The sequence below is a fragment of the Aeromonas sp. SE22 genome (assembly GCF_038739755.1).
Lineage (GTDB): Bacteria > Pseudomonadota > Gammaproteobacteria > Enterobacterales > Aeromonadaceae > Aeromonas > Aeromonas jandaei.
This window is the reverse complement of the sequence record NZ_JBCGFD010000019.1, coordinates 1-12,337: the sequence shown is the minus strand read 5'-3', so window position 1 is coordinate 12,337 and position 12,337 is coordinate 1. Positions and strand designations below refer to the sequence as shown.

The 12,337-nt window shown below is 61.4% G+C and carries 10 protein-coding genes; 4 read left to right on the top strand and 6 right to left on the bottom strand.

Going from position 1 to position 12,337, the window contains the following annotated elements; translation table 11 throughout:
* Positions 1-133: 133 nt before the first annotated feature.
* The 4 genes from AAHA39_RS19170 to ychF all read left to right on the top strand — a co-directional run bounded on the left by AAHA39_RS19170 (position 134) and on the right by ychF (position 5,107).
* A complete protein-coding gene (locus AAHA39_RS19170) occupies positions 134-1,081 on the top strand; it encodes a ribose-phosphate pyrophosphokinase (RefSeq protein WP_005343846.1) in 948 nt (315 codons plus the stop codon).
* Between the two features lie 100 nt (positions 1,082-1,181).
* Positions 1,182-3,170 (top strand): bifunctional metallophosphatase/5'-nucleotidase, encoded by a 1,989-nt coding sequence (locus tag AAHA39_RS19165; protein ID WP_320656639.1) that lies wholly within the window; start codon positions 1,182-1,184, stop codon positions 3,168-3,170.
* 193 nt (positions 3,171-3,363) lie between these two features.
* Positions 3,364-3,954, top strand: coding sequence for an aminoacyl-tRNA hydrolase (gene pth / locus AAHA39_RS19160; protein WP_033115315.1), 591 nt, complete (start codon positions 3,364-3,366; stop codon positions 3,952-3,954).
* Positions 3,955-4,015: 61 nt separating this feature from the next.
* Positions 4,016-5,107, top strand: a complete 1,092-nt coding sequence (ychF, locus tag AAHA39_RS19155) for a redox-regulated ATPase YchF (RefSeq protein WP_033115314.1) — start codon at positions 4,016-4,018, stop codon at positions 5,105-5,107.
* Positions 5,108-5,234: 127 nt separating this feature from the next.
* Here ychF and AAHA39_RS19150 read toward each other — a convergent pair whose 3' ends face one another.
* The 6 genes from AAHA39_RS19150 to AAHA39_RS19125 all read right to left on the bottom strand — a co-directional run bounded on the left by AAHA39_RS19150 (position 5,235) and on the right by AAHA39_RS19125 (position 11,651).
* A complete protein-coding gene (locus AAHA39_RS19150; protein WP_320656638.1) occupies positions 5,235-6,665 on the bottom strand; it encodes a gamma-aminobutyraldehyde dehydrogenase in 1,431 nt (476 codons plus the stop codon).
* Between the two features lie 19 nt (positions 6,666-6,684).
* A complete protein-coding gene (locus tag AAHA39_RS19145) occupies positions 6,685-7,482 on the bottom strand; it encodes an ABC transporter permease (RefSeq protein ID WP_033115312.1) in 798 nt (265 codons plus the stop codon).
* A complete protein-coding gene (locus AAHA39_RS19140) occupies positions 7,472-8,425 on the bottom strand; it encodes an ABC transporter permease (RefSeq protein WP_041210698.1) in 954 nt (317 codons plus the stop codon). The genes AAHA39_RS19145 and AAHA39_RS19140 overlap by 11 nt, the downstream gene beginning before the upstream one ends.
* A complete protein-coding gene (locus AAHA39_RS19135) occupies positions 8,422-9,420 on the bottom strand; it encodes an ABC transporter ATP-binding protein (RefSeq protein WP_320656637.1) in 999 nt (332 codons plus the stop codon). The genes AAHA39_RS19140 and AAHA39_RS19135 overlap by 4 nt, the downstream gene beginning before the upstream one ends.
* A 44-nt stretch (positions 9,421-9,464) precedes the next feature.
* A complete protein-coding gene (locus AAHA39_RS19130) occupies positions 9,465-10,592 on the bottom strand; it encodes an ABC transporter substrate-binding protein (protein ID WP_033115309.1) in 1,128 nt (375 codons plus the stop codon).
* A gap of 135 nt (positions 10,593-10,727) precedes the next feature.
* Positions 10,728-11,651, bottom strand: coding sequence for a LysR family transcriptional regulator (locus AAHA39_RS19125; RefSeq protein ID WP_033115308.1), 924 nt, complete (start codon positions 11,649-11,651; stop codon positions 10,728-10,730).
* Between the last annotated feature and the right edge of the window lie 686 nt (positions 11,652-12,337).

The window sequence follows — 12,337 nt, the reverse complement described above, 5'->3', positions numbered from 1 at the left end:
GCTCACCCCCCTTCTGCCATCCCGATGCGGCTAATCCCTTGCTCGTTGTCTGGCTAAATCGTTTGCCCCAAAACGATAAGGGTCTGATTTCAGACTCCCCCACATACTGGATGCAACCCCGAGGTTTCAAACCGTGCCTGACATGAAGCTGTTTGCTGGTAACGCAACGCCGGAACTAGCCCAGAAGATCGCAGATCGCCTGTTTATCAAACTCGGCAATGCTGCCGTAGGTCGCTTTAGCGACGGCGAGATCAGCGTACAGATCAACGAGAATGTACGTGGTGGCGATATCTTCATCATTCAATCCACCTGTGCCCCGACCAACGACAATTTGATGGAATTGATCGTCATGGTGGATGCACTGCGTCGTGCTTCAGCTGGCCGTATCACTGCCGTAATCCCCTATTTTGGTTATGCCCGTCAGGACCGTCGTGTCCGCTCCGCCCGTGTGCCCATCACCGCCAAGGTTGTCGCTGACTTCCTCTCCAGCGTGGGTGTGGATCGCGTGCTGACCGTTGACCTGCATGCCGAGCAAATCCAGGGCTTCTTCGACGTTCCGGTAGACAACGTATTCGGTAGCCCGGTGCTGCTCGAAGACATGAAGTCCAAGAACCTCGAGTCCCCTGTCGTCGTATCGCCGGACATCGGCGGCGTAGTGCGCGCCCGCGCCATCGCCAAGCTGCTGGACGATACCGACATCGCCATCATCGACAAGCGTCGTCCCCGCCCGAACGTCTCCCAGGTCATGCACCTGATCGGTGACGTTGCCGGCCGCGACTGCATCATCGTTGACGACATGATCGATACCGGCGGCACTCTGTGCAAAGCAGCAGAAGCCCTGAAAGAGCGCGGTGCCAAGCGTGTATTCGCCTACGCTACCCACCCGGTCTTCTCCGGTTCTGCCGTCGAGAACATCAAGAACTCCGTGATCGACGAACTGATCATCACTGACTCCATCCCGCTCACCGCGGAGATGAAGGCAGTTGGCAAAGTCAAACAGCTGACCCTCTCGACTGTTCTGGCAGAAGCCATTCGTCGCATCAGCAACGAAGAGTCCATCTCTGCCATGTTTGAGCATTGATAGATTCAGCAATAACGAAAACCGCCATCAGGCGGTTTTCGTCTTTCTAGACCCGGCTATATGTACGACCCTGCCTGTGGCAGGTGTTAAGGATTTACCCATGAATGGCTTGCGCCCCCTCCTGCTTGCGACCCTGACCTCCGCCCTCTTCGCCTGTCAGCCTGCCAAAGAAAATCAGCCCTTCGTGCTGACACTGGCTCACATGAACGATACCCACTCCCAGTTTGACCCGGTCAACGCCGAGCTGAAGGGGCATATCTTTGCCCAGGAGGGAGAGACCGATACCCTCTACACCCGTTTTGGCGGCTACCCGCGGCTGCTGACCATGGCCAAGGCCTATCAGGCCGATGCACTGGCCCAGAACCACGCCATGCTGCTGCTGCACGGCGGCGATGCCTGGCAGGGCAGCGGCTACTTCAAGCTCAACGAGGGGATGGCCAACGCCGAGCTGCTCAACCAGTTCGGCCTCGATGCCATGGCCCTTGGCAACCACGAATTCGATCTCGACAACCAGAAGCTGGCCCGCTTCATCAAGGGGGTCAACTTCCCGGTGCTGGCCGCCAATCTCGATACCAAGGCCGATCCCGCCCTCAGCAAGGTGGCCAATCTCAAGCCTTTCACTGTCTACGCCTTTGATGGCAACCAGAAGAGCCCGGTCACCGACATCAACAACCTGCCGCAAGGCAAACAGCTGGTCGCCGTCATCGGTCTGGTGCTGGAAGATATGGGCAACATAGCGCCCAACGTCGGCAAGCTGCGCTTTGCCAAAGAGGTTGAATCGGCCCAGGCCACGGTGGATATGCTGCAAGCCAAGGGGATCCACCAGATCGTGGCGCTCACCCACATCGGCAACGAGCGGGATCTGGCGCTGGCCGCCAAGGTAAATGGCATTGATGCCATCGTCGGCGGTCACTCCCACAGCCTGCTCGGCGATTTTCGCAATATCGGCTGGGGCAACACCGGCGAATACGCCAAGCTGGTGACCAACCCGGACGGCATCGGCAAGACCTGCGTGGTGCAAGCTGGCTCCTACGCCCAGGCCATTGGTCTGGCTCAGGTGAGCTTTGATGGTCAGGGTCATGTGACCGACTGTCAGGGCCACAACAGCCTGCTGGCCAGCCGCGACTTTTTCGCCGATGCGGCGCGCAAGCAGCCCCTCGACGAAAACCGCAGCAAGGAGGCGAGCCAGTTCGTCGACAACCAGCCCAATCTGGTTACCGTGGATGAAGATCCCCGCCTGCGCGGCATCATCGACAGCCACTACAAACCGGCGCTGGAAAAGGCCTATGGCCCGGTGATCGGCACTATCCCCGAGCAGTTGCAAAATGCCCGTCGCCCCGGCGACAACGGCAGCGACAACCACGGCTCCGACGTGGCACCGCTGGTTGCCGAAGGGGAGTTCTACTGGGCCAATACTCCGGCCGTTCAGGCCCTGACCGGTGGTCCGGTCGACTTCGCCCTGGTAGCGGTGGGTGGCGTGCGCGCCGAGCTGCCGGCCGGCGAGTGGCGCGAGGGGGACAGCGCCCTCACCCTGCTGCCGTTCAAGAACCAGCTCGCGGTGCTGACCCTGACCGGCGCCGAGGTGCGTGCCCTGCTGACCGAGACCATCACCGCCACCTTGCCCGCCAGCGCCCATGCCGGCAAGTTCCCCTATGGTGGCCACCTGCGCTACACCTTCCAGGAGACCAACCCAGGCAAGGCGGGCACCCTGACCCAGTTGCAGCACAAGACGGCTAGCGGCGAGTGGCAGGATCTGGTGGATAGCCAGCGCTATCGCGTGGTGATGAACGCCTACAGCGCCAACGGCAACGACGGCTGGCAGGCGCTGGCCAATGCCCAACGTCAGAAGAGCGAGCGGGTCGACATCGCCAGCGTCAGCGGCAAGCTGACCGCCTTCCCGGTGCTCAAAGTGGCACAAAACGGCGAGTTGCTCGGCGCCGTCTATGCCCCGGGCAAATCCCTCGACTGCAAGGCTGCTGGGGTCGATTGCGGCACCGACGCCGTCTCCTTCGTCGAGTATGTGCGCGATGCCCGCCCCACCCTGACCGCGCTGGATGAGGAAACTGTCACCCTGCTGCGCGCCAAATAACCGGGTCATCAGCAAATCGACAGAGAACGGGCCTCTCGCAAGAGGCCCGTTTGTCATCCATTGGCCGCCAAAATCGCTCAAATCCCGCCATAACATGCACATTGGTTGAGTGATCGCCACTCGGCGGCTAGAATATTGCGTCCTATTGCCCTGGGTAGTGTGCCCATGGCAGCTGCGAGTGAAGACATCAAGCGTGACAAGCCAAATCAAACTGATCGTCGGACTGGGCAATCCCGGCCCGGAATATGCCAAAACCCGCCACAATGCGGGCGCCTGGTATGTGGAGCAACTGGCCCGCTGGCACAATGTCAGCCTGCGCGAAGAGCCCAAGTTCTTCGGCCACACGGCCCGCATTCTGGTTGATGGGCAGGATGTGCGACTGCTCATCCCGAACACCTACATGAACCTCTCCGGCAAGGCGGTCGCCGCTCTGGCACGTTTTTATCAGATTGAGCCGGAAGCGATTCTGGTGGCCCATGATGAACTGGATCTGCCCCCGGGTATCGCCAAGTTCAAGCAGGGCGGTGGTCACGGCGGCCATAACGGCCTCAAGGACATCATCGCCAAGATGGGCAACAACAATAACTTCTTCCGGCTGCGCCTCGGGATCGGCCATCCCGGAGCCAAGGAGCTGGTCGCCGGCTTCGTACTGACCAAGGCGCCCAGCAGTGAACAGAACCTGATCGATGCCGCACTGGACGAGTCCCTGCGTGCCACCGACATCCTGTTCAAACAAGATATGACCAAGGCCATGAACCGGCTGCACAGCTTCAAGGCCGAATAAAGCATGACACGGGCCGCCTGCGGGCGAGCCTCACAGCATCCATCAAGTAAGGTAACAATCCATGGGTTTTAAATGCGGTATCGTGGGCCTGCCCAATGTAGGCAAATCCACCCTGTTCAACGCGCTGACCAAGGCCGGTATCGAAGCCGCCAACTTCCCGTTCTGCACCATCGAGCCGAACACAGGTGTAGTACCGATGCCGGACCCGCGCCTCGATCAGCTGGCGGCCATCATCAATCCGCAGCGCGTTGTGCCTACCACCATGGAATTTGTGGACATCGCCGGTCTGGTAGCCGGTGCCTCCAAGGGTGAAGGTCTGGGCAACCAGTTCCTGGCCAACATCCGTGAAACCGAAGCGATCGGCCACGTTGTGCGCTGCTTCGACGACGAAAACATCATCCACGTTGCCGGCAAGGTCTCCCCTGCCGACGACATCGAAGTGATCAACACCGAGCTGGCCCTGTCGGATCTGGACGCCTGCGAGCGCGCCATTCACCGCCAGTCCAAGCGCGCCAAGGGCGGCGACAAGGATGCCAAGCTGGAAGTCGAAACCCTGGAGAAGATCAAGGTCGCGCTGGAAAACGGCCAGATGATCCGCGGCATGAAGCTGGACAAGGAAGAGCTGGCCGCTGTCAGCCACCTCAACTTCCTGACCCTCAAACCCACCATGTACATCGCCAACGTGGCGGAAGATGGTTTCGAGAACAACCCCTATCTGGACAAGGTGCGCGAGATCGCTGCCGCCGAGAACGCGGTTGTCGTGGTCGTCTGTTGCGCCATCGAAGCTGACATCGCCGAGCTGGACGACGAAGATCGCGCCGAGTTCATGGCCGACCTTGGCATCGAAGAGCCGGGTCTGAACCGTGTTATCCGCTCCGGCTACCAGCTGCTGAACCTGCAGACCTACTTCACCGCAGGCGTGAAAGAGGTGCGAGCATGGACCATTCCGGTCGGCGCTACTGCCCCGCAAGCGGCTGGCAAGATCCACACCGACTTCGAGAAGGGCTTTATCCGTGCCCAGACCATCGCCTTTGAAGACTTCATCACCTACAAGGGTGAGCAGGGCGCCAAAGAAGCGGGCAAGATGCGCGCCGAAGGCAAGGACTACATCGTCAAAGATGGCGATATCATGAACTTCCTGTTCAACGTGTAATCCTGCACTGGCCGCAGTTTGCGGCCCGGGACGACAAAAAGCCCATCCGGCAACGGATGGGCTTTTTCTTTTGCGCATTGCAACGCGGCCTTGCCACTTTCACCAGGCCGTGGCTCAGAGCCGATTGCTAGAGCTTGACCATGATGTGGCGCGGTACCGTGTAATCCTCCAGCGCATAGAGGGAGAGGTCCTTGCCGTAACCGGACATCTTCATCCCGCCGTGAGGCATCTCGGTGGCCAGCATGAAGTGGGTGTTGATCCAGGTGCAGCCATACTGAAGCCCCGCCGCCACCTTGTGGGCCAGCCCCAGATCCCGGGTCCAGACCGAGGAGGCCAAGCCATAGTCGGAGTCGTTGGCCCACTGCACGACCTGCTCGGCATCGCTGAAACGGGTCACCGACACCACGGGGCCGAACACTTCGCGGCGCACGATCTCGTCTTCCTGACGGGCCCCCACAATCAGGGTCGGCTCGTAGAAGAAGCCGCTGCCGGGGCGCATCCGCCCGCCGGTAGTCACCTCCATATGGCCGCTGGTGACGGCCCGTTCGACAAAGCTCGCCACCCGATGGCGCTGGCGATCGGAGATAAGCGGCCCCATCTCGACCCCCTCTTCATGCTGGGTACCCACCTTGATGGAGGAGACGGCATCGGTCAGGGCGGCGACGAAGCGGTCGTGCAACTTGTTCTGCACATAGATGCGGCAGGCGGCGGTGCAATCCTGTCCGGCATTGTAGAAACCGAAGGTGCGAATGCCAGCCACCACCGCATCGAGATCCGCATCGTCAAAGATGATGACCGGCGCCTTGCCACCCAGTTCGAGATGGGTGCGCTTCATGGTGCGCGCCGCGCTCTGCAGGATCTTCTGGCCGGTGGCGATATCGCCGGTGAGCGACACCATCCGCACCAGCGGATGCTCCACCATCGGCGCCCCCACACTCTCGCCACGGCCGCAGATGATGTTGATCACCCCGCGCGGGAAGATCTCGCTGGCAATCTCCGCCAGCAGCAGGGCGCTCAGCGGGGTCTGCTCCGATGGCTTGAGCACCACCGTATTGCCGGCCGCCAGCACGGGGGCAATCTTCCAGGCGGCCATCATCAGCGGATAGTTCCAGGGGGCGATGCTGCCCACCACCCCGATGGGATCGCGGCGGATCATGCTGGTGTGACCGTCGAGGTATTCGCCTGCCAGCGGGCCGTGCAGACAGCGGGCCGCTCCGGCAAAGAATCGGAAGCAGTCGACCACCGCCGGCAGCTCGTCACCCAGCACGGCGGCATAAGGCTTGCCGCAGTTGAGGGACTCGATGGCTGCGAAGGCCTCGGCCCGCTCCTCGATGGCGGCAGCAAGGCGCAGCAGCAGGTTGCTGCGGGTCGCCGGCGTGGTGTGACGCCAGGAGCCAAAAGCACGCTGGGCGGCGTTGACGGCGCGGCTCACCTGCTCGAAGGAGGCCTCCGGCAGCTGGACAATCAGCTCACCGGTCGCGGGGTTGAGTACCGGTTCGCTCGGGCCCTCCCCTGTTACAAACTGGCCGTCGATAAGTTGCTGGGTCGAAATGTTCATGAATAACCTTCCTTGGTAATTAGCGCACGGCGTCGTTGCCATCGCGGGTCAGGTAATAGGCGAGCAGGATCGGCACCGTGGTGACGGCGACGATGATAAGGGCAACCACGTTGGTGACCGGGCGATCTCGCGGCCGGATCAGCTCCTGATACATCCAGATGGGCAGCGTGGTCTGCTGGCCGGCGGTAAAGGTGGTGACGATCACCTCGTCAAAACTGAGGGCAAAGGCCAGCATGCCCCCCGCCAGCAGCGCTGTGGCGATGTTGGGCAGAATGACGTATCGCACGGTCTGGAAACCGTCGGCCCCGAGATCCATCGATGCCTCGATAAGCGAGCGGTTGGTTCGGCGAAAACGGGCCAGCGCATTGTTGTAGACCACCACCACGCAGAAGGTGGCGTGGCCGATGACGATGGTCCAGAAGCTGAAGGGGATCTCCAGCGCACCGTAGGCCGAACGCAGCGCCAGACCGGTCACTATCCCCGGCAGGGCGATAGGCAGGATCAGCATCAGCGAGACCATCTCCTGACCGAAGAAGCGGCTGCGGGCGATGGCGGCGGCTGCCAGCGTCCCCAACAGCAGGGCAACCAGAGTGGCAAGGCTCGCCACCTCCAGCGAGAGCTGGATGGCGCGCCAGACATCGGGCCGTTCGAAGGTCACCGCAACCCAGTGGAGGGTAAAGCCCGGCGGCGGGAACTGGTAACTCTTGCTCTCGGTGGTGAAGGCATAGAGAAAGATAAAGAGGATCGGAAAGTGCAGGAAGGCGAGCCCGCCGTAAGCGGCTACCCGCAGGGTACGACCCGGTTGATCAAAGCGCATCGAAAGCCCCCAGACGTTTTGCCACCATCAGATAGACGGCGATGATGAGGATGGGCACCAGCGAAAAGGCCGCAGCGAAAGGCAGGTTGCCCGCCGTTCCCTGCTGCATGTAGACCACCTGACCGATGTAGAGGGTGGAGTTGCCGATAATGCCCGGGATGATGTAGTCGCCAAGGGTCAGCGAGAAGGTGAAGATGGAGCCGGCCACTACCCCCGGCAGCGCCAGCGGCAGCAGCAGGGTACGAAAGGTCTGCCCGGGAGTGGCCCCGAGATCGGCGCTCGCCTCGATGAGGGAGAGAGGGATCCGCTCCACGGCCGCCTGAATGGGCAGGATCATGAAGGGGAGCCAGACATAGACGAAGACGATAAAGGTGCCGATCCGTGAGAATGACAACGAGGGGCCGCCAATTTCCGGCAGGCTGAGCAGCGCCTGCAACACCCCGTCCAGCCCCAGCTGACCCGCCAGCCAGTTCACCGCCCCCTCCTTGGCGAGGATCAGCTTCCAGGCGTAGACCCGCACCAGATAGCTCGACCAGAGCGGCAGCATGATGGCGATATAGAAAAAAGCCCGCTGCCGCCCTCTGGTGTAGCGCGCCATGTAATAGGCAATCGGAAAGGCGATCAGGGCGCAGGCCAGCGTCACCAGCAAGGACATGACCACGGTACGCAGGATCACATCCCGGTTTTCGGGGCGCGCCAGATCGATAAAGTTCTGCCAGGTGAACTCGTGGCGGATCTGGCCGCTGAACTCGTCGAGCCCGAAGAAGGAGTTGGAGAGCAGCATCAGCAGGGAGCCGGCATAGATAAGGCCAAGCCAGATGAGCGGCGGCCCGAGCAGGATCCCCAGCAGCAGACCGGAGCGGCCATAAAGCAGGTTCGAGAGACGCCGACGCAGCGGCGCACGGGGAAGCACGGTTGGCATGGTCAGACTCGCACTGTTCATGGGGTCGCTCCCAGAGCATGCACAGCAGGCGCCGCCCAGCTCAGCGAGACCCGCTCCCCGAGCGGCAGGCGTGCCTGTCCCTCGTTGGGGTGGTTGACGATGAGTTCGATATCACTGTCGATGCGCACCCGGTAGCGCACATAGGGGCCGAGATACTCCACCTCGCGCACCTCGCCGGACCAGCCGGGCACTCCGGCCGTGGCGAGGCGGATCCGCTCCGGGCGCACCATCACCTGACCGCTCTGGCCGGTGAGACGACGGGCGGCCTCCCCTTCGAACAGGTTGACGCTGCCGACAAAGCGGGCCACAAAGGGGGTCTCTGGCGTGTCGTAGATGGTCTCGGGAGAGGCGACCTGCTCGATGCGACCCTGATTGAAAATACAGATGCGATCGCTCATGGAGAGCGCCTCCTGCTGATCGTGGGTCACGAAGATAAAGGTGATGCCGAGCTGGCGCTGCAGCGCCTTGAGTTCGAGCTGCATCTGCTCGCGCAGCTTGAGATCGAGGGCGCCGAGCGGTTCATCCAGCAGCAGCACCCGCGGCTGGTTGATGAGGGCCCGCGCGATGGCGATGCGCTGGCGCTGACCACCGGAGAGCTGGCCCGGCCGGCGATCCCCCACCCCGGGCAGGCGCACCAGTTCGAGCATCTCGTCGGCGCGGCGGTGGCGGGTGACCTTGTCGATCCCCTTGATCATCAGCCCGTAGGCGATGTTGTCCCGCACATTCATGTTGGGAAAGAGGGCGTAATCCTGAAAAACGGTATTGAGTGGGCGCTCGTAAGGTGGACGCGTCGAGCACTCCTCGCCAAAGAGGCGGATGGTGCCACCGGTCGGGTACTCGAACCCGGCCAGCATCCGCAGACAGGTGGTCTTGCCGGAACCGCTCGGCCCTAGCAGGGAGAAGAACTCCCCCGGCGCAATGGCCAGCGACACCTCGTCCACCGCCTTGACGGCGCCATAGTGACGGCTCACCCGTTCAAACTGAACTGCGTGCATGAATTGACTCCAGAGTGAGGGGCCGGCAAGCCGGCCCGGACGTGTCAGCGGCCGCCAAGAATGGCGATGTAATCGGAGACCCAGCGGTAATAAGGGACGCAGGTACCCTGGCTCTTGCACTGGCTGACCGGGGTACGCCAGAAGTGCACCCGGGCGAAGTTGTCAGCCCCGTTGGTCTTGCACCCTTCGGCGCCGAGCAGGGCATTACCCTGACAAGCCGCAGGAACCACAGGCACGGAACCAAACCAGGAGGCGAGATCTCCCTGCAGCTTGTTGTCGAGGGAGTGTTCGAGCCACTGATAGGCACAAACCGGGTGTTTGGCTTCGGCGTGCAGCATGGTGGTATCGGCCCAGCCGGTGACCCCCTCTTTGGGCACCACGGTGGCGACCGGCTGCTTGTCCGCGGCCAGCGTATTGGCCTGAAACGGCCAGGAACTCGACGCCACCACCCCTTCATTCTTGAAGTCGTCGATCTGCACGAAGGCGTCGTGCCAGTAGCGACCGACCAGCTGCCGTTGCTGGCGCAGCAACTCCAGCGCAGCCTTGTACTGATCCTCGTTCAGCTCATAGGGATCCTTGATCCCCAGCTCCGGCTTGTGCGTCATCAGATAGAGAGCGGCGTCGGCAATATAGATGGGGCCATCAAAGGCCTGAATGCGCCCCTTGTTGGGCTTGCCATCGGGCAGAGTCTGGGCTTCGAACACCACGGACCAGGAGTCGGGCGCCTTGGGGAATACCTTTGTGTTGTACATCAGGACGTTGGAGCCCCACTGGTAGGGCACGCCGTAGTGCTTGCCGTTCACCGTGTGCCAGGGGGCATTTTGCAGACGGGGATCCACCTTGCTCCAGCTGGGGATGCGCGACAGATCGAGGGGTTGCACCTTGCCACCGGCGATGAGCCGCAGACTGGCATCTCCCGAGGCGGTCACCAGATCGAAGCCCCCTTCATTCATCAGGGCGACCATCTCGTCCGACGTGGCGGCGGTCTTGACCGTCACCTTGCAGCCGGTAGCCTGCTCGAAACCGGTCACCCAGTCGTAGTTCTTGTCGGTTTCGCCCCGCTCCACGTAGCCGGCCCAGGCGACGATGTCGACCTGTCCCTCCCCTTTCTGCGCTGCGTGCAGCGGCAGGGACGACGCCAGCAATCCGAGACAGAGTGCGGTCAGTCTCATGGTGATCTCCTTCTCCAGTAGTGAATTAACATCCTGTTAACGCTTGAGTGAGCGTAGGGGAAGGAGAGAGCAATGAGAATTTCAATTTTCAGGGGCCAAGCTATCAGTAAAAGTGATAGCGACGTCGTATGAACCCTATCTGGCCGGCCCGAGCCGGGCGCGCAGCCGCCCCTGCTCCTTGGCTATTTCAATAAACTCGCGCGCCGCCCACGGCAGACGCGAGCCACGTCGCCACACCAGCCCGATATCGATGGCGGGGATCGGCTCCTTGATCTCCCGCGCCTCCACCCGCTCCTGCTCCAGCGACCAGGGGCGATAGGCAAAATCCGGCAGCAGGGCCAGACCAAGATGGCTGGTCACCAGACTGCGTACCGCCTCCACCGAACCGGTGCGCAGCACGATGCGCGGCCGCAAGCCATAACGACGCAGTCCAGCCTGAATCACCTGCTCCATCTGGTCGGCAGTGAGGGCGATGAGCGGCTCGTTGGCCAGTTCGGTCAACGAGATGGAGGGCTGGGCGCAGAGAGGATGGTTGACCGGCAGCCAGAGCCGCAGCGGTGAGCGGGTCAGCAGCTCGGTATCGAACGCCTCGTGGCGGATGGTGCGGTTGGTCATCAAGAGCCCCACATCGATCTCGCCATTGACCAGCTGGTGCTCGAGAAACGCCTGCTCATCCTCTTTCACTTCTATATGCACAGCCGGAAAGAGGCGGCGAAAGCGGCCGAGGGCATCGGAGAGGTAGTAACCCGCCACCAGACTGGTGACACCAATGGTGAGACTACCCTCCTCTTCCCGTGCGGTTCCTTTGAGAGAATGGGCCGCATCGCTCATGGCGCCAAGGATGCGCCGGGCATGGAGCAGAAACTGGTGACCCTGAGGGGTGAGCGTCACCCCGCGCGGGCCACGCTCGAACAGGGTGGCGCCAACCCCCTCCTCCAGCTCGCGAATGGCGCCGGTGACGGCGGACTGGGAGATGTGCAGCTCCTGGGCTGCGCGGCTGACCGACAGACTGTCGGCAACGGCCACGAAATAGCGGATCTGGCGAAAAGTGAAGTTCATCGGGCGTCCTTGCCTTTGGTAACTCTGCCAAGCTTACCGACTTGACCGGGTTGCGTCAGGGGAAAGAGGGGTGAGACAGCTCGCAAAAATGACGTTCACTCCCGGCTTGTCGGCCAGAACCCCTTATATAGAACTCAAATGACAACAACCCATATTGCAATCGGGGAGCGCGGCTACGCTGGCAGCACTCAAAACCGCAAAAAGCGCCTTTGAAATGTCAGTGGCATGTCAAAAATCTCCCTATTGACCCGTTTGTAGCGGCAAATCCCCACAAGACAACGCTGCCGTGAGTGACCATCGAATAACATATTGATTTAAAAAGTAGCAGCTGGACGACATAGAAAGGAGCCAAACACTCTTCTCTCCCAGTGGCAGCCCCCTTTCCTCTCCTCTCTCCCCTATGACAAGGCAACCCTCACGAGCCTCCCTTTTTATCTTTTGCCGTTACACCAAAGCAGGAGATGACGTAAAAAAATGCAGATTGTTGGGCTTTTGCGCAACAGAGACCAATAACTGGCCAAACGCACTCAAATTGAGTTTTTCTGGCAAAAAAATGGTTGACGCCCCAGAGCCAGATACGCATAATTCGGCCCGCACGGTGACGAGGTGACGACTCACCGGAAGCAAGGTTGGCTATGTAGCTCAGTTGGTTAGAGCATCGCACTCATAATGCGGGGGTCACAGGT